The organism is Auraticoccus monumenti (assembly GCF_900101785.1).
GTDB classification, from domain to species: domain Bacteria; phylum Actinomycetota; class Actinomycetes; order Propionibacteriales; family Propionibacteriaceae; genus Auraticoccus; species Auraticoccus monumenti.
The window spans coordinates 761,708-777,908 of sequence record NZ_LT629688.1 but is presented as its reverse complement, the minus strand read 5'-3'; the positions used below and the strand labels follow the sequence as shown (position 1 = coordinate 777,908).

Here is a 16,201-nt window from a genome sequence, read left to right as displayed (position 1 = left end):
GCCCCCTTTCCGGGCACTTTGCCCCGCCTATAGGCGGGGCGAGGTGGGTGCAAGCGGGGCAACGTGGGCTTGGCCGGGCGCGGGTGGCGCCTCCGGAGGGGGTCATGCCCGCCGCTCCCCTCAGTTCGACGTCTGGCGGGGAGTACCCGGCCGGATGTCGTACCGGAGGTCGCGGGGCGGGAGTGCGCCGGGGTCGCGCGGTGTTGTGCGGGTGTGGAGCAGAGGGACGTGGTGGTGGTCGGGGCCGGGCAGGCGGGGCTGTCCAGCGCCTGGTCACTGCGCCGGCAGGGGGTCGACCACGTCGTGCTCGACCAGAACCCCGGACCGGGCGGGGCCTGGCAGCACCGCTGGCCCAGCCTGTCGATGCAGCGTGTGCACGGGATCTTCGGCCTCCCGGGGATGCGGTTCAGCACGCCGTCGCCGTCCGAGCGCGCCAGCACGGCCGTCCCCGCCTACTTCGCCCGCTACGAGCGGTCCGTGGGCATCGACGTCCGACGACCGGTCACCGTGACGGCGGTGCGCCCCGGGCCGGGACGCCGGCTGGTGGTGGAGAGCGACGCCGGCACCATCGCCGCCCGGGCGGTGGTCAACGCCACCGGCACCTGGACCCATCCGTTCTGGCCGCGGTACCCCGGCCAGGAGACCTTCGCCGGTCGCCAGCTGCACGCCGTCGACTACCCGGGACCGGAGGGCTTCGCCGGCCAGCGGGTCGTCGTGGTCGGCGGCGGGGCCACCGGGATCCAGCTGCTGGTGGAGCTGGCGGAGGTGGCCGAGACGACGTGGGTGACGCGCCGGCCGCCGGTGTTCCGCGAGGAGCCCTTCGACCAGGAGTACGGCCGCGAGGTGATCGCGAGGGTCGACGAGCGGGTCCGGGCCGGGCAACCGCCCGAGAGCGTGGTGAGCGCCACCGACCTGGTCTGGACGCCGGAGCTGGTCGTGGCGCGCGAGAAGGGGATCCTGCGACGCGAGCCCGTGTTCGACCGCCTCGACGCGGACGGCGTGGTGTGGGAGGCGCGCGACGGACGTCCGGCCCGTCGCCTGGACGCCGACGTCGTGCTCTGGTGCACCGGCTGGCGCGCAGCCCTGTCGCACCTGGCCCCGCTGCAGCTCCGTGAGCCCGGCGGCGGCATCCGGATGGACGGGACCCGGGTGGTGGTCGACCCCCGGGTGCACCTGGTCGGGTACGGCCCCTCGGCCAGCACCGTGGGGGCCAACCGGGCGGGACGGACGGCCGTCCGCGAGATCCGCGAGCTGCTCGCCGCCTGAGCACGGGCCCACGCCCCGGGCGCTCGGAGGGGACCGCGTGACGACCTCGAGGCCGCCGTGCCGGCCCGCGGTGAGGAGCTGCGGTGGGTCCCCAGCCGACTCGGTCAGGCGCGCCCGCGGACCGACCAGGCCGACGCCTCCACCTGGAACGGCCCGGGACCGAGCAGCTCGGCGCACCGGTTGCGCAGCGCGTCCCGGCGCTCCGGGTCGAGCCCGGCCACGTAGTCACCCGCCGGGCCCACCCCGAGGGTGTAGGGCGCCCACCACTCCTCGAGGTCCTGGTAGTCGACGGTGACGGTCAGCGTCACGGCCTCGACGTCGCGCAGCCCAGCCTGGTGGTACAGCTCCTCCAGGTGACCCCGACGGCCGCCGGGCAGGGCCTTCTCACCCGGTGCCTCCGGGTCGACGTCGTGCACCGCACGGCTGAAGGTCGCCAGCGGTCCGGTGCCGCCCATTAGGTCCCAGACGCAGGCCGCCACCGTCCCGCCGGGACGCGTGACCCGTCGCATCGAGGCGAGCCCGGCCACCGGGTCGGGCATGAAGTGCACCACCAGCTGGGCGAGGGTGGCGTCGAAGCGGTGGTCCTCGAAGGGCAGCTGCTCCGCGGTCCCGGGGTGCACGTCGACACCGGGGCAGCGGGCGCGCACCGCCTCGACGAAGGGCGGGGACGGGTCGACGGCGGCGACGGCCTCCGCACCGCAGCGTCGCACCAGCTCGCCGGTCAGCGCCCCGGGCCCGCAGCCGACGTCCAGCACCCGCTGCCCCGGTCCGATCCCGGCGTGCTCGGCGAAGGGCACGGCCAGGGGCTCGGAGTACCGGCCCATGAACCGCCCGTACGCGTCGGCGGCGACGTCGAAGGACATGCTCCGACGGTAGGCGCCCGGCGTCCCGGCGTCGAGAACAGCCCGTCACGCCTGTCCACCGGGCTGACCGCGCGCGCGCCAGACGGGTCGTGGAGAGAGTGGGCGGTGTGCTCGCAGGCCCGCGAGCGCGGGACCGAGCGCGGGCACCACGGCACTGGTGCCGTCCTCCGTGGTCCCGGGGGAACTCGCGGTCACTGATCCCGTTGCGGACCTCCGGCGGGCTCACTGAGCACCGCCTCGACGGCCAGGCGGAGCGTGTCGGACTCGAACCCGAGCCGCACGGTGTCGCCGGGAAGAACCCGTCCCGCGACGAGTCCGTCGAGGACGGTGCCCAGGAACCGGGCCCGCTGCTCGACCGCACCCGCGGGGGCCGCGCCCTCGGCCACGAGCACGCCCAGCCACCGCTCGAGGCGGCGGAGACCCACCCGCTCGAGGGCGAGGTACGTCGCGGCCTCGTCGTCGGTGGGGCTCGGGGCGACGTAGGCCTCGTACATGCCGCGCCAGTACTGGCGCGCCCGGTCCCCCGTGCCGATCTGGGCCAGCATCTGCTGCAGGCACCCGAGGAGGCGCTCCGCCGGCGTCCGCCCCTCCTCGGAGATCGGGTCGTCAGGGATGTCGAGCTCGTAGAGGCCGGCGACCACGGTCTCGACCAGCGCCCGTTGCGTGGGGAAGAAGTGACGGAGCGAACCCGTGCTCACCCCCGCCCGGGCGGCGACCGCACGGACGCTCAACCGCGCGGTCGGGTCCTCACCCAGCATGGTCGCCGCCGCGATCAGGATCTTGTCCCGCGTGTCCGGTTCCTTCGACCGCTCCGGCATCGATCGTCCTCCACTCCGCTAGTACAGTGTGCTACCGTCTGGCTATCACACTGTACTACAGCAGGGAGGGAGCTCGCGTGCTCCGACACGGTTGGCGGAACCGCCGCGCCGCACAGAGGGTGCGTCGCGGTGACGGGCGGCCGCTCAGGCGCTTCCGCTGGTGGCAGCTGCTGGGCAGGTCCTTGCTCACCCACTCCCTCCGCGCTCCCGACGGCACGGTGACCACCTACGCCGTCGACGTCCGCCACCTGGGAGACCGCGACGACGGCGAGGTGCGTGCGCGTCTCTACCGCGACGGCGTGCTGACGGCCCACTCGAGGCTGCCGGCCCGCTTCCCGGTGCCCGGCGGACACATCGAGGTCGCGGTCGGCTCGTTCGGGCTGCGCCGGTGCCACCACGTGGGGGCCGACGGTGCGGAGTCCCAGCTGACGCCGCACCCCGCCTCCGCGGAGGGACGGCGCTCCCGGCTGCAGGGAGCGCACCCGCGGCTCAGCCGCCTCGTCGGTGTGGTCTCGACGTCGCTCGTGCTGCTCGGCGCCTGCGTGGCCGTCCCGCAGCTCGTCGAGACCATCTCGCAGGTGCCCCCCGTCGCCGAGGCCTTGGGGACCTTCCGGTCCCCGGTGCGTCTCGGTCCCACGGCGAACGTCGCCGTCGGGATCGCCGCGGTCGTCGGCAGCACCGAACGTGCGCTGCGACTGCGATCCAGCTGGCTCGACGACCTCGCGAGCTGACCCCAGGAAAGGGACCATGACCACCACCACCACGACCACCACCCGCCCCAGCTGGCTGCTGCAGGACGACGCACCCGTCTCCTCGCCACGGGTTCCGCCGGGCGTCGAGTACCACCGCGTCTACGCCGGCGAGAGACGCCGCATCCTGCGCGGCGTCCTCGCGATCGTGCTGCTCTTCGTCGGACTGGTCGCCTTCGCCCAGCTCGCCCTGCTCGGCGCCGGGCTCATCGACGCCCAGCTCGGCCGCACCGGGCCCTCCCCTCTGCAGCACGCCGCCGGCGCGGTCGGCCTCGCCGCGCTGATCCCCTACAGCATGCTGCTCCAGCGTGTGCTCTACGGGCTGCCCGCCGGCTCGCTGCACTCCGTGGCCGGACGCTTCCGCTTCGCAGTCCTCGGCCGTTCGCTGCTCGCCTTCGGGCCCCTGCTCGTCGTCCTGATCGCGGTGAACTTCCTCGTGCCCGGGGAGAGGGTGGCCTGGTCGACGGTCGACCTCGTCGCCCTGTTCGTGATCGGCGTGCTCCTCACCCCCCTCGCCGCGGCCGGTGAGGAGTACGGACTCCGCGGACTGATCTTCCGCGTGCTCGGCGGGTGGACGCGCGGCGCCCGTTCCGGTGCCGTCCTGGGCATCGTCGTCACGACCGTCCTGTTCTCCCTCGCCCACGGCACCCTCGACCCTTACCTGCTGTCCTCCTACCTGATCCTGTTCTCCACGATGGCCTTCGTCACCTGGCGCACCGGTGGGCTGGAGGTCGCCGTCGTCCTGCACGTCGTCTACAACGTCACGAGCCTCCTCCTCGCCACGACCCTGCACATCGACCTCTTCGGCGCCCTCGCCGGCCGCGGTGAGGCGGTGGGCTCCATCGCCAGCCTGATCCCTGGCGCCGGCCTCGTCCTCATCGCCGTCGTCGTCTGGTGGACGACCCGCACGTCAGGCCCCGCGCGCACACCCGCAGCCTGAGGCCGGTCGGGTGGTGGAGGCTGCTACTGCGGCCGTCCAGGTCGGGCGTCGAGGGCCCTCCGGCCGCCGGTGTGGGCCACGGGGCTCGGGCCTCAGCCGTGCAGCACGGGCAGCAGGTGCCGTCGGACCAGGTGCAGCGCGGGAGCCCAGTCCGGCGACAGGTCGTCGCGCGGCGGTGGCCCGGCGTCGAAGTGCGGGTCGCCGGTGACCACGACGACCGCCTCGGCCCGGGGGAGCACGAGCACGTGCTGGCCGGCCCAGCCGCCCGCCATCACCACGTCGTCGTCGACCCAGACCAGGTGCCCGTAGCCGAGGTCCTCCGGCGGCCCGCCCGGCGTGTGGGCCCGGGTCATGTCGGCCAGGAAGCCGGGGTCCACCAGGGTGGCGCCCTCGGTACGACCGCCGTCGAGCACCAGCTGGCCGAGCCGGCCCAGGTCGGCGGCGCCGATGCGGAGGTGCGCGTAGCCGAACGGCACCCCGTCGGGGTCGCGGTCCCACCGGGTGGTGGTGATGCCGAGCGGCGCGAACAGCTCGCGGGCGGCGAAGTCCGACACCGGCTCGGCGAGGACGGCACCGGCCGCCGCCGCGACCAGGTGGGAGGACCCGTTGTCGTAGCAGAACCGCTCGCCGGGCGGCGTCCGCTGCGGTGCCCGGGCGACGTGCTCGACCTGCCCGCCCGGCAGCGCGGTGACCGTGTCGACGTCCCAGGGACCATCCACCTCGGCCCCGCGCGTCATGGTCCGCAGGTGCCGCCACGTGTGCATCTCGGCGGTGGTGCCTCCCAGCACGGGCAGGACGTCGGCGACCGGACGGTCCAGGTCGGGGAGGAGCCCGAGCGCCGCCATCCGGCCCAGGGTGAGTCCGAGCACCGTCTTGGTCACCGAGAAGACGTCGCCGACCAGCGGCCCGTGCCGGTGCTCGTCGACCACCATCTCACCGGCCAGCCGGACGTGCAGGTGGCTGGTGTGGGCGTAGCGGGGATCGGCGTCGACCCCGTCGAGGACGGCACGGACGGCCGCGTCGACGCGGGTCCGGTCGGGGGTCACCGCCTCATCCTGACCCAGTCGACCGTTCCCGTCCGGACCTTGACCAGACCCCGGCGGATACCTCTGCCCGCCCATCGACCTCGCGGATGGTCGGGGGCCGCTGCCCGAAGCCTTCGGGCCGGTCATCACGACTGGGCATCGATCCGCCCGCGCAGGGCCGCCGGCGACCCGTGGCGGCGATACGATCCGCCCGTTCGCGTCGGCGCTCCGCACGGGCGAGCAGGTCCCCACCATCCTCCTCAGGAGTCCCCGTGCGTCGTCCTCTCGCCCGCGCCCTCGGCGCTGCCCTCCTCGTCCTGCTGTCCCTCGCCGGCGCCCTGCTGCCGACGGTGGAGGCCGAGGCGGCCTCGGCCGTCCAGCTCCGCACCTGGGTCGCCGACCCCTCGGGCAGCGACACCCGCAGCAACAGCCACCTCAACAAGGAGACCATCGTCCTGACCAACACCACCTCGAAGTCGGTGGCGATGGCGGGGTACCGGCTCAAGGACGCGCAGAACCACACCTTCGTCTTCCCCAAGGGCTTCACCCTCAAGGCCAGGGCCTCGGTCACCGTGCACACCGGCAGCGGCACCAACACCGGCGGGCACCTGTACTGGAAGCAGAAGAACTACGTCTGGAACAACACCGGCGACACCGCCACCCTGCTCAAGCCCACCGGCAGCACGGCGCTGGACCGCTGCACCTACAAGAAGGTCAGCTCGGGCACGGTGAAGTGCTGAACCGCTGACCCGACTCCGGTCCGGGCTCAGAAGAAGCAGAAGGGGTGACCGTCCGGGTCGAGCAGGACCCGGACGTCGGTCTGCGGCTGGTCCCCGGCCAGCTCCGCGCCGCACTCCAGCGCCCAGGCGACCGCGGTGTCCAGGTCGTCCACCTCGACGTCGAGGTGCTCGGTGGCGTTCTGGTGGCCCGCGGCGCTCGGCCAGACCGGGCGGGTCCAGCTGCGCTCGTACTCGAAGTTCAGCGTGAAGCCGTTCTCCCCGGCCGGTGGTCGCACCTGGGCCCAGCCCGCCTCCTCCGGCTCGCCGTCGCCGGCCGGCTCCTCGACCGACACCGGCCACCCGAGCAGGGTGGACCAGAAGGCCGCGAGCTCACGGGGGCGGGGCGTGGTGATGGTGACCGACGTCAGCCGGATCCGTGGTCTGTCCATGGTGACCTCCTGGGCGTCCTCGTCGACGTCCACCGACCGTAACGCCGGAGGTCCCCCGGGGTCACGCCCGGTCCATCGCCCCCCGGACCAGCAGCCCGCCGTCCACCCGCAGCGCCACGCCGGTGATCCAGGCGGCGTCGTCGGAGCTGAGGAAGGCCACGGCGGCCGCGACGTCCTCGGGCTGGCCGACGCGTCCCAGCGGGTAGGCCCGGGAGAAGCGCTCCAGCGTCTCGGCCTGGTCGTCCCACACCCGGGTCCGGATCGTCCCCGGCAGCACCAGGTTGAACCGGACCCCGGCCGGACCGTGCTCCCGGGCCAGGTTCTGGGTCAGGACGTCCAGGGCGGCCTTGGCGCTGGAGTAGGGCTCGGAGCCGATCGGCGTCACCGCGTTGACCGAGCTGGTGGAGACCACGCTGCCGCCCCCGTCGAGCAGGTGCGGCAGGGCGGCACGCACGGTGCGGACCACGCTCATCAGGTTGAGGTCGAGCTGCTGGTGCCACACCTCGTCGGAGGTCTCGGGGAAGTCGGGGTGGATCCGTCCGCCGCCGGCGGTGTTGACCAGCACGTCGAGCCCGCCCAGCAGCTCGACGGCACGGGCGACGGCCGCGTCCACCGAGTCGCTGGAGGTGACGTCGACGTGGACGGCGTGCGCCTCGCGCCCGGCCTCCCTGACCTCCGCCGCGACCCGCTCGGCGGCCTCGAGATCGAGGTCGGCGCAGACCACCCGGGCGCCCTCGTCGGCCAGCCGGTGGACGCACGCGCGTCCGATGCCGTGGCCCCCGCCGGAGACGAGGGCGGTGCGGTCGGTGAAGCGGTGCAGCGGTCGGTCCATGGCCGCATCATGCCGCCCGCCGGGCCCACCGGGAACCGGGGGGCGGGTCAGCCCTGGGCCAGCCGCTCCAGGGTCATGGCCAGGAACTCCTTGAGGTCCCCGGTCTCCCCGTCGCGCCCGCCGCGACCGACCTGGAGCGGGGGTGGGGTGGGGGTGAGCCGGACGCCCCGGAGGCGGGCCAGCGCGCCGCCCGGGACGGTCAGCACGTAGTAGCCCCCGTCGGTGCCGATGGCCAGCGACCGGTTCTTCCGCAGGTACCAGCCCTCCTTGTCCGTGCGCACCGACGCCCCGGACAGCAGCTGGGCCTGCAGCGGCTCGGGCGCGTGCCCGCGTTCGCGCACCGTCTGCAGGAAGTCGTCGATCAGCCGCTGGGCGGCGACGGACTCGTGGCGCTGGGCGCCCTCGCTGAGGGCGATCCGGTGGGCCGCCGCCTCGGCGCGGGACGGTCGCTCGTCGGGCATGGCGGCAGCCTACGCCGCGGGGACGGGACGAGCCGGCCGAGGCCGGTCGCTCCCCGCTCCGCGCACAACCGGTCGTCCAGCCCGACGGCCCGGCCCCAGGGGGGAGCCCGTCGGGCTGGGTGACCGGTTGTGCACCGACCACGCGGCGACGCTGGTGCTGGTGCTGGTGCTGGTGCTGGTGGTGCGCGGTGCCGCGGTCTGGCACTGGCCGGGTCGGCGGCACCGGTACCGATCCCGGGGCTGGACCCACGTCCTCCCCGGATCAGGTTGGTGTCCTGCCCCGGTCAGGCGGGGACCGCCGGGGCCGGGTCGGAGGAGCGTACGGGGAGGTCCCGCCGTCCGCGCAAGGGCCCCAGCAGCAGGATCAGCCCGGTGCAGGCGTAGGCCGCGGTCAGCACCCACAGGGCCGGCCGGGTCCCCACCGCGGTGGCCAGGGTCCCGGCCAGGACGGCCCCCAGCGGGATCCCGGCCAGGTTGAGCGTCTGCATGCTGGTGGTGACCCGGCCGAGCAGCGCGCCGGGCACGTAGCGCTGGCGGAAGCTGCCGGAGACCACGTTGCCGGCGGTGATCCCGACCACCAGCAGGGTGCTGGCCACGGCGAGGAGCACCAGCCGCCAGCCGGGCTCGGCCAGCGGGACGGCCAGGGCGAACGGGCCGGCCAGGGCCTTGCCCAGCACCAGCGTGCGGGCGTCACCGAGGCGGCGGATCAGCGGCTGGATGACCAGCGCCCCGACCACGCCGCCCAGGGCGGTCAGCGTCAGCAGCAGACCCACCCCGCCCTCGCTGAGGCCGACGTGGCGCATCAGGAAGACCACCAGCAGGGCCTGGTAGCCCACCAGGAAGAGGTTGCTGAGGCTGCCGTGGACGGCCAGGTTGAGCAGGACCCGGTCGCGCCGGACGTGGTGGATGCCCTCGGCGACCTCGCGGCGGAGCGACCGTCCGGTGGTGCGGGCCGGTCGCCGCTCGGGGGTGCGGACCAGGGCCAGGCAGGTCGCGGAGACGAGGAAGGTCACCGACTGCAGGGCGTAACCCGCGACGGCGCCGACGGCGCCGGCCAGCAGGCCGGCGATCCCGGGCCCGGCGACCCGGGCGGCGGAGTCGCTGCCGTGCAGCAGGGCGTTGGCCGGCACCAGCTGCCGCTCGTCGAGGACGGCGGGCAGGTAGCTGGTCCAGGCCGTCTGGAACAGCACCGCGGTGGTCCCGACCGCGAAGGCGGCCCCCAGCAGGTGCGGCGTGGTCAGCGCCCCGGCCGCCGCGGCGACCGGGACCGACGCCACCACGAGGACGGAGACCAGGTCGCAGACCACCATCACCGGACGCCGCGGCAGCCGGTCGACCCAGGCTCCGGCCGGCAGGCCGACCACCAGCCAGGGCAGCCACGCGGCGGCGGTGATCAGGGTGACGGTGAGGGCGCTGGCGTCGAGCACCGTGATCGCCACCACCGGCGCGGCGAAGGAGGCCACCGACTCCCCGAGACGTCCGGCCGACGTGCCCGCCCACACCAGGCGGAAGTCCCTCGACGACGCCGGGCTGACGGGGGCGTCGTGCCGCTCCTGCAGGGGCGCGTCGGGGGACGTCATCATGGCCGGCTGGGGAAGGTGTGGGCGAAGGCGAACACCGGCTGGCGTCTCGGGTCCTCGCCCTGGCGGCCGTGGTCGGCCCAGCGCCCGAGGACGGCGGTCAGCTCCTCGGCGAGCTCCCTGGCTTCCTCCGGGGTCAGGTGCAACCAGGTGTCGGTGCTGGTGGCCGCGTCCTGCCACTCTCGCGACGACGAGCCCCGTTCGGTGCGCCAGGTCTGCAGCCGCTCCAGCTGCAGCCGGACGCTCAGGTCGTAGGCCGCGGCGGAGGCTGACGCCCCCGCCGGGTCGTCGGCGAACTGGGTGCTGGACCAGGAGATCCGGGCGTCGCCGAGGCGCCACCACCGCTCCCGGCGGTCCTTGGCCAGCTCGGGCGCCGGCACCACCAGCCCGTGCTCGGCGAGGACCTTGGCGTGGTGGCTGACGCTGCCGACCGCCACCCCGAGGCGTTCGGCCAGGGCGGACGTCGTCGCCGCCTGCTCCACCCGCAGCACGTCGAGGAGACGTCGGCGCAGCGGGTGACCGACGGCGACGAGCACGCGGTAGTCGTCGAGAGGTTCGTCCGGCATGCCCCGACTGTAAATCCTCAAGGATGCTTGTACAAGAGTGTTTGAGGACCAATCCGTGCTCGCACGGACACCACCGCCCCGAGTCGGACACCACGCACGCCGGCTCGGACAACACCTGCGCCAACAGGGGCCGACGAGCGTGGGACGCGTCCCGTCCGACCAGGAGACGGGGGTCGTGGAGGAGGGTCATGAGCGGGGTCGAGCTGCTGCACCGGTTGAACGCGGAGTGGTCGAGGACGGCGGTCGGGGGGCGCGCCGACGTCGACCGCTGGGCCGGGGAGGAGCCCGCGCTCGCCGGGTGCCGGACGCCCGGGGACGTGCTGGCATGCGTCCCGGGGACCCCCGACGCGGTCCTCTCCTTCCTGGTCGGGCGGGCCCAGGCGGGAGGGGAGGACGCCCAGCTGGCCGGACGGGTGGTCGTCCAGGCACTGCTGGGCAAGATGGTCCTGCTGGCCCGGGCCGACCGGCGCAGCGGCCTGGGGGACTACGTGTCCCAGCTCTGGTGCCAGGTGCTGCGCTACCCCCTGGGGCGCCGCCCGCGCAGCGTCGCCGCCAACCTGTGGATGGACACCCGCAAGGCGGTCCGCCGGGAGCAGGGGGAGAAGGTCGAGCCGCTGCTGGTCGGCGACGACGTGCTCGACGAGCTCTGGGTCCTCAGCCAGCCGCCGGCCGACGTCCTCAGCGTGCGCCGGGTGGTGGCCGAGGCGGAGGCCCTCGGGCTGGTCGACGAGCTGAGTGCCCGGGTGCTGGTGAGCGTGTACGCCGACGGGCTGAGCTCGGCCGAGGCGGGGGAGCGGCACGCGATGAGCACCGACCTGGTGCGCTGGCGCTGCTCCCGTGCGCGACGCCGGATGGCCGCGGCCGCCGACCGGCTGGTCGCCGCGTGACCGAGGGCCGCCAGGTGACCGACGGGCCGCCGGGTGGCCGACGGGCTGCAGCACGACCGCCGGCTGCCACCGGCCCGACGGGCGGGACGCCCACGTGACCGGTCGGCCGGGCAGGTCGGGGGACCGCCCGGCCGGCCCTGCGGTGTGCGGCCCGTCGGACTCGGTCTCGCTCCCGGCGTGCCGAGGAGGGCCCGTCGCCCTCCGGCACCCCTTGGTCCGCGACAGCCCAGGACCGTCGCAACCTCTGTGCAACGTCGGTGTGACTAGGGTCACGTCCACCGGGTCGGCACCGCCGCCCCGACCACGATCGACGACGCAACGAGGAGTCACATGAGCGTGTACGCCGCACCGGGGACCGACGGCAGCCTGGTCAGCTACCGGTCGCGCTACGACAACTGGATCGGCGGTGAGTACGTGGCCCCGGTGAAGGGCCAGTACTTCGAGAACCCGTCACCGGTGAACGGCAAGGTCTTCTGCGAGGTGGCGCGCTCCACCGCGGAGGACGTCGAGCTCGCGCTGGACGCCGCCCACGCCGCCGCGCCGGGCTGGGGGACGACGTCCCCGGCCGAGCGGGCGGTGGTGCTGAACAAGATCGCGGACCGGATCGAGCAGAACCTGGAGATGCTGGCGGTCGGGGAGACCTGGGACAACGGCAAGCCGGTGCGGGAGACCCTGGCCGCGGACCTGCCGCTGGCGGTGGACCACTTCCGCTACTTCGCCGGGGCCATCCGGGCCCAGGAGGGCACCCTCTCCCAGCTGGACGAGGACACCGTCGCCTACCACTTCCGCGAGCCGCTGGGCGTGGTCGGGCAGATCATCCCCTGGAACTTCCCGCTGCTGATGGCCACCTGGAAGCTCGCCCCGGCCCTGGCCGCGGGCAACGCGGTGGTGCTCAAGCCCGCCGAGCAGACCCCGGCCTCGATCATGCTGCTGATGGAGCTGATCAGCGACCTGCTGCCGGCCGGCGTGCTCAACGTGGTGAACGGCTTCGGCGCCGAGGCGGGCGCCCCGCTGGCCTCCTCCAGCCGGATCCGCAAGATCGCCTTCACCGGCGAGACCACCACCGGCCGGCTGATCATGCAGTACGCCAGCCAGAACCTGATCCCGGTCACCCTCGAGCTCGGCGGGAAGAGCCCCAACATCTTCTTCGAGGACGTCACCAGCGCCCAGGACGACTTCTACGACAAGGCGCTGGAGGGGTTCGCCATGTTCGCGCTCAACCAGGGCGAGGTGTGCACCTGCCCCAGCCGGGCGCTGATCCAGAACTCGATCCTGGACTCGTTCCTGCCCGAGGCCACCGAGCGCACCAAGCGGATCGTCCAGGGCAACCCCCTCGACCCGGCGACCATGATCGGTGCCCAGGCCAGCAACGACCAGCTGGAGAAGATCCTGTCCTACATCGACATCGGCACCCAGGAGGGCGCCCGGATCATCACCGGCGGGGAGCGCGTCGACCTCGGTGGTGACCTGTCGGGTGGCTACTACGTGGCGCCGACGATCTTCCAGGGCCACAACAAGATGCGCATCTTCCAGGAGGAGATCTTCGGCCCCGTGGTCTCGGTCACCGGCTTCTCCGACTTCGACGACGCGATGAGCATCGCCAACGACACCCTCTACGGTCTCGGCGCCGGCGTCTGGTCGCGGGACACCAACACCGCCTACCGGGCCGGACGCGCCATCCAGGCCGGGCGGGTGTGGACGAACTGCTACCACCAGTACCCGGCGCACGCGGCCTTCGGTGGTTACAAGTCCTCCGGCATCGGGCGGGAGAACCACGCGATGATGCTCGACCACTACCAGCAGACCAAGAACCTGCTGGTGAGCTACTCGCCCAAGGCGATGGGCTTCTTCTGATGGGTGCCGCCGCGGGAGGTGCCGATGTCAGGGCCGAGCGCGTCGGGGTCACCCCCGCGGCGGCGGCCCTGCTGCGCCAGCTGACTAGCCAGCACGGGCCGCTGATGTTCCACCAGTCCGGTGGCTGCTGCGACGGCTCCTCGCCGATGTGCTTCGCGGCGGGCACCTTCATCACCGGCTCCAGCGACCTGCACCTGGGCGACTTGGAGATCGGCACCGAGGACGAGCCCGTCGAGCAGACCGTGCCGGTCTGGATCAGCAAGGAGCAGTACGCGGTGTGGGGTCACACCCACATCACCATCGACGTCGTCCCCGGACGCGGTGCGGGCTTCTCCCTGGAGGGTCCCACCGGCAACCGGTTCCTGATCCGCTCTCGCCTCTTCTCCCCCGAGGAGGTCGCCGAGCTCCAGACGTCGGCGGTGCGACCCGGCTAGACCGGTTGCACCGCCGACCAGACCACGCGCGACACCGCCGCCCGCGGAGGGCCGCCGTCCCAGCGGGTGACGGCCCGCCGACCCGGCCCACCCCAGCTCGCCGTCCACGCCCGCCAGCGGCGTCCCCGGGGCGGACGGGGCACCGACGTGGTGTGATGCCCTACGGCCGCGCACCCGTCGCGCGGCCGGACGGGAGGACGGCAGTGGCCGCGGCCAGGGTGACCATCGAGGACGTGGCCCGACGCGCCGGCGTGTCCAACATGACCGTCTCCAACGTGGTCAACCGCCGCCCGGGCAGGGTCGGGGAGGCCACCCGCCAGCGGGTCCAGCAGGCGATCGACGAGCTCGGCTACCGGGTCAACGTGACTGCTCGGCAGCTGCGCTCAGGACGCACCGGGACGGTCGGGCTCGCGGTCCCCGAGCTGACCTCGGGGTACTTCGTCGAGCTGGGCCACCGGCTGGCCGAGCGGCTCGCCGCGCACGGTCTCCGGCTGGTCCTGGAGCGGACGGCCGGTGACCTGGCCGCCGAGCTGGACGCCCTGAGCGCCTCCCGGCTGGACGCCTACGACGGCTTCGTGCTCAGCGTGGTCGCCGGTGACGCAGAGGCGCTGGACTCCATCAGCCCGGCCACACCGGTGGTGCTGATCGGCGAGCAGACCGTCCCGGACCGCTTCGACCACGTGCTGATGGACAACGTCGACGGCGCCCGGCAGGCCACCGCCGCGCTGCTGGCCTCCGGCGCCCGGCGCATCGTGCTGCTGGGCGGTAGCGACGACCCGGCGTGGTCGATGCCGCGGCTGCGCACCCAGGGCTACCGCGACGCCCACCGCCGGGCCGGTGCGGCGGTCGACGAGGAGCTGGTGCGCTCCTCGTCCTTCACCGCCGGGGCGGCGCAGCAGGTGGTCACCGACCTGGCCGCCGAGGGCCGGGACTTCGACGCCGTCTTCGCCCTGACCGACAGCGCCGCGCTGGGAGCGCTGCGGGCGCTGGCCGACCTGGGCCGGGCCGTGCCGGGCGAGGTCCAGGTGGTCGGGTTCGACGACGTCGCCGCCGGCCGCTTCAGCACCCCGAGGCTCAGCACCGTCGACCCCGGCAACGAGGCGATGGCCGACGCCATCTGCGACCTCCTGCTGGAGCGGATGGCGGGGGACGTCGACCGTCCGGCACGTGTGGTGATGCCCCCCGCCCGGCTCGTCCTAAGGGAGTCGACCCGGTTCAGCTGAGCGTCAGCTCCACCGTCGCGAAGGCCGCCGGCGGCAGCGTGACCCGCAGCGTGGTGCCCTCGACCCGGGTCTCCAGCGTCGACGGCGCGACGGCGTCCGGGGTCTCGGGCGTGTTGTGCGCGCGGGGGTCCTCGGCGGCCAGCAGCCGCCCACGGGCGACCTCGAACGGCACCCCGCGCAGGTCCAGCGACACCTCCAGCGCGTCCTCGAGGGCCAGGTTGCTGAGCGAGAGCAGCGCCGACCCGTCGCGGCGGCTGGCCGAGACCGACAGCAGGTCCAGCGGCGTGTCCCCGACGCTGGTCGAGGGGGTGCTCAGCACGTGGCTGGGCAGGAGCTGGGCGTCGTGGTGGCCCCGGTTCATCTCGAACACGTGGTAGGTCGGGGTGAGCACCAGCGCCCCCGTGTCCGGGTCGGTCAGGATCATGGCCTGGAGCACGTTGACGGTCTGGGCGATGTTGGCCATCACCAGCCGCTGGGCGTGGCGGTGGAAGACGTCGAAGTGGGTGCTGGCCACCAGGGCGTCACGCTGGGTGTTCTGCTGGTAGAGGAAGCCGGGGTTGGTGCCCTCCTCGACCTTCCACCAGGTGCCCCACTCGTCGCAGACCAGCCCGACCTGGCGGTCGGGGTCGTAGGCGTCCATCACCGCCGAGTGCGCCCGGATCACCCGGTCGATGTCGAGGGACTTCGCCATGGTGGCGTAGTACTGCTCGTCGCTGAAGGTGGTGGCCGGGGTCGTGGCGATCGAGTCCCCGGCGTGGGTGTAGTAGTGGAACGAGATGGCCTGGAAGAAGTGCTTGGGCGAGGTGCGGCAGCCCAGCCCGCAGGTGACGGCCTTCATCAGCGCCTCGGTCCAGGCCAGGTCGTCGTCGGCGGCCCCGGCCGCGATCCGGTAGAGCGTGTTGTCGCCGTGGTCGCGGCAGTAGGTGGCGTACTGGCGGGCCAGGTCGGCGTAGGTCTCGGCCCGCATGTGGCCCCCGCAGCCCCAGGCCTCGTTGCCGATGCCCCAGAACGGCACCCGCCACGGCTCCTCGCGGCCGTTGGCCCGTCGCAGCGACACCATCGGGGACTCACCGCCCCGGGTCAGGTACTCCACCCACTCGCTCATCTCCCGGACGGTGCCCGAGCCGACGTTGCCGTTCACGTAGGGGTCGGCGCCCAGCAGGTCGCACAGGGCCATGAACTCGTGGGTGCCGAAGGAGTTGTCCTCCACCACGTCGCCCCAGTGGCTGTTGATCATGGACGGACGCTCCTCGCGCGGACCGATCCCGTCGCGCCAGTGGTAGTCGTCGGCGAAGCAGCCGCCGGGCCAGCGCAGGTTCGGGATGCCCAGGGCCTTGAGCGCCTCGACCACGTCGAGGCGGATGCCGCCCTCGTTGGGGATCTCGGAGTTCTCCCCGACCCAGAAGCCGCCGTAGATGCAGCGGCCGAGGTGCTCGGCGAAGTGGCCGTAGAGGTGGCGGCTGATGGTCGGTCCGGTGACGTCGAGGTCGACGACGACCCGGGCTTCGGAGGTGGTCATGGCTGCCCTTCCCTGG

At 73.7% G+C, this 16,201-nt stretch carries 17 protein-coding genes; 8 read left to right on the top strand and 9 right to left on the bottom strand.

Going from position 1 to position 16,201, the window contains the following annotated elements:
- Nucleotides 1-213: 213 nt before the first annotated feature.
- Nucleotides 214-1,266, top strand: a complete 1,053-nt coding sequence (locus tag BLT52_RS03505; RefSeq protein ID WP_090590689.1) for an FAD-dependent oxidoreductase — start codon at nt 214-216, stop codon at nt 1,264-1,266.
- 104 nt (nt 1,267-1,370) lie between these two features.
- On the opposite strand, the gene BLT52_RS03500 is transcribed toward BLT52_RS03505, so the two are convergent.
- Together BLT52_RS03500 and BLT52_RS03495 are read right to left on the bottom strand one after the other, a co-directional pair.
- Nucleotides 1,371-2,129, bottom strand: a complete 759-nt coding sequence (locus BLT52_RS03500; RefSeq protein ID WP_090590686.1) for a class I SAM-dependent methyltransferase — start codon at nt 2,127-2,129, stop codon at nt 1,371-1,373.
- A 191-nt stretch (nt 2,130-2,320) separates the two neighbouring features.
- A complete protein-coding gene (locus tag BLT52_RS03495; RefSeq protein WP_090590685.1) occupies nt 2,321-2,947 on the bottom strand; it encodes a TetR/AcrR family transcriptional regulator in 627 nt (208 codons plus the stop codon).
- 182 nt (nt 2,948-3,129) lie between these two features.
- On the opposite strand from BLT52_RS03495, the gene BLT52_RS03490 reads away from it, so the two are divergent.
- On the top strand, nt 3,130-3,678 hold the full coding sequence (locus BLT52_RS03490) for a hypothetical protein (RefSeq protein ID WP_231946487.1): 549 nt from the start codon (nt 3,130-3,132) through the stop codon (nt 3,676-3,678).
- Nucleotides 3,679-3,694: 16 nt separating this feature from the next.
- Entirely contained in the window at nt 3,695-4,636 is a 942-nt protein-coding gene (locus tag BLT52_RS03485) for a CPBP family intramembrane glutamic endopeptidase (RefSeq protein WP_090590679.1), read from the top strand.
- Between the two features lie 92 nt (nt 4,637-4,728).
- Here BLT52_RS03485 and BLT52_RS03480 read toward each other — a convergent pair whose 3' ends face one another.
- Nucleotides 4,729-5,682 (bottom strand): serine hydrolase domain-containing protein, encoded by a 954-nt coding sequence (locus BLT52_RS03480; RefSeq protein ID WP_157676954.1) that lies wholly within the window; start codon nt 5,680-5,682, stop codon nt 4,729-4,731.
- A gap of 251 nt (nt 5,683-5,933) precedes the next feature.
- Here BLT52_RS03480 and BLT52_RS03475 point away from each other — a divergent pair, with 251 nt between their 5' ends.
- A complete protein-coding gene (locus tag BLT52_RS03475; RefSeq protein WP_157676953.1) occupies nt 5,934-6,401 on the top strand; it encodes a lamin tail domain-containing protein in 468 nt (155 codons plus the stop codon).
- Nucleotides 6,402-6,427: 26 nt separating this feature from the next.
- On the opposite strand, the gene BLT52_RS03470 is transcribed toward BLT52_RS03475, so the two are convergent.
- The 5 genes from BLT52_RS03470 to BLT52_RS03450 form a co-directional block, all read right to left on the bottom strand.
- On the bottom strand, nt 6,428-6,829 hold the full coding sequence (locus BLT52_RS03470) for a VOC family protein (protein ID WP_090596250.1): 402 nt from the start codon (nt 6,827-6,829) through the stop codon (nt 6,428-6,430).
- A gap of 61 nt (nt 6,830-6,890) precedes the next feature.
- A complete protein-coding gene (locus BLT52_RS03465; RefSeq protein ID WP_090590671.1) occupies nt 6,891-7,661 on the bottom strand; it encodes an SDR family NAD(P)-dependent oxidoreductase in 771 nt (256 codons plus the stop codon).
- Nucleotides 7,662-7,708: 47 nt separating this feature from the next.
- Nucleotides 7,709-8,122, bottom strand: coding sequence for a hypothetical protein (locus tag BLT52_RS03460; RefSeq protein WP_090590668.1), 414 nt, complete (start codon nt 8,120-8,122; stop codon nt 7,709-7,711).
- Nucleotides 8,123-8,406: 284 nt separating this feature from the next.
- Nucleotides 8,407-9,702 carry an MFS transporter gene (locus BLT52_RS03455; protein ID WP_090596249.1) on the bottom strand — a complete coding sequence of 432 codons (1,296 nt, stop codon included), beginning with the start codon at nt 9,700-9,702 and terminating at the stop codon, nt 8,407-8,409.
- Entirely contained in the window at nt 9,702-10,268 is a 567-nt protein-coding gene (locus tag BLT52_RS03450) for a winged helix-turn-helix domain-containing protein (protein ID WP_090590664.1), read from the bottom strand. The genes BLT52_RS03455 and BLT52_RS03450 overlap by 1 nt, the downstream gene beginning before the upstream one ends.
- Nucleotides 10,269-10,456: 188 nt before the next feature.
- Here BLT52_RS03450 and BLT52_RS03445 point away from each other — a divergent pair, with 188 nt between their 5' ends.
- From BLT52_RS03445 to BLT52_RS03430, 4 genes are all read left to right on the top strand, one after another.
- Nucleotides 10,457-11,155, top strand: a complete 699-nt coding sequence (locus tag BLT52_RS03445) for a hypothetical protein (protein WP_090590663.1) — start codon at nt 10,457-10,459, stop codon at nt 11,153-11,155.
- A gap of 330 nt (nt 11,156-11,485) precedes the next feature.
- Nucleotides 11,486-13,009 (top strand): aldehyde dehydrogenase, encoded by a 1,524-nt coding sequence (gene adh / locus BLT52_RS03440; RefSeq protein WP_090590660.1) that lies wholly within the window; start codon nt 11,486-11,488, stop codon nt 13,007-13,009.
- Nucleotides 13,009-13,443: a DUF779 domain-containing protein gene (locus tag BLT52_RS03435; RefSeq protein ID WP_090590659.1), complete on the top strand. Its 435-nt coding sequence runs from the start codon at nt 13,009-13,011 to the stop codon at nt 13,441-13,443. The genes adh and BLT52_RS03435 overlap by 1 nt, the downstream gene beginning before the upstream one ends.
- Before the next feature lie 203 nt (nt 13,444-13,646).
- Nucleotides 13,647-14,666: a LacI family DNA-binding transcriptional regulator gene (locus tag BLT52_RS03430; protein ID WP_197679175.1), complete on the top strand. Its 1,020-nt coding sequence runs from the start codon at nt 13,647-13,649 to the stop codon at nt 14,664-14,666.
- Here BLT52_RS03430 and BLT52_RS03425 read toward each other — a convergent pair.
- Nucleotides 14,659-16,185, bottom strand: a complete 1,527-nt coding sequence (locus BLT52_RS03425) for an alpha-N-arabinofuranosidase (RefSeq protein ID WP_090590655.1) — start codon at nt 16,183-16,185, stop codon at nt 14,659-14,661. The two genes, BLT52_RS03430 and BLT52_RS03425, sit on opposite strands and share 8 nt — an antisense overlap.
- Between the last annotated feature and the right edge of the window lie 16 nt (nt 16,186-16,201).

Bases quoted from the DNA above. Each gene is read 5' to 3' on its own strand.
- BLT52_RS03500 (WP_090590686.1), bottom strand. From the start codon at position 2,129: ATGTCCTTCGACGTCGCCGCCGACGCGTACGGGCGGTTCATGGGCCGG.
- BLT52_RS03495 (WP_090590685.1), bottom strand. From the start codon at position 2,947: ATGCCGGAGCGGTCGAAGGAACCGGACACGCGGGACAAGATCCTGATC.
- BLT52_RS03485 (WP_090590679.1), top strand. From the start codon at position 3,695: ATGACCACCACCACCACGACCACCACCCGCCCCAGCTGGCTGCTGCAG.
- BLT52_RS03470 (WP_090596250.1), bottom strand. From the start codon at position 6,829: ATGGACAGACCACGGATCCGGCTGACGTCGGTCACCATCACCACGCCC.
- BLT52_RS03465 (WP_090590671.1), bottom strand. From the start codon at position 7,661: ATGGACCGACCGCTGCACCGCTTCACCGACCGCACCGCCCTCGTCTCC.
- BLT52_RS03460 (WP_090590668.1), bottom strand. From the start codon at position 8,122: ATGCCCGACGAGCGACCGTCCCGCGCCGAGGCGGCGGCCCACCGGATC.
- BLT52_RS03455 (WP_090596249.1), bottom strand. From the start codon at position 9,702: ATGACGTCCCCCGACGCGCCCCTGCAGGAGCGGCACGACGCCCCCGTC.
- BLT52_RS03450 (WP_090590664.1), bottom strand. From the start codon at position 10,268: ATGCCGGACGAACCTCTCGACGACTACCGCGTGCTCGTCGCCGTCGGT.
- BLT52_RS03445 (WP_090590663.1), top strand. From the start codon at position 10,457: ATGAGCGGGGTCGAGCTGCTGCACCGGTTGAACGCGGAGTGGTCGAGG.
- adh (WP_090590660.1), top strand. From the start codon at position 11,486: ATGAGCGTGTACGCCGCACCGGGGACCGACGGCAGCCTGGTCAGCTAC.
- BLT52_RS03435 (WP_090590659.1), top strand. From the start codon at position 13,009: ATGGGTGCCGCCGCGGGAGGTGCCGATGTCAGGGCCGAGCGCGTCGGG.
- BLT52_RS03425 (WP_090590655.1), bottom strand. From the start codon at position 16,185: ATGACCACCTCCGAAGCCCGGGTCGTCGTCGACCTCGACGTCACCGGA.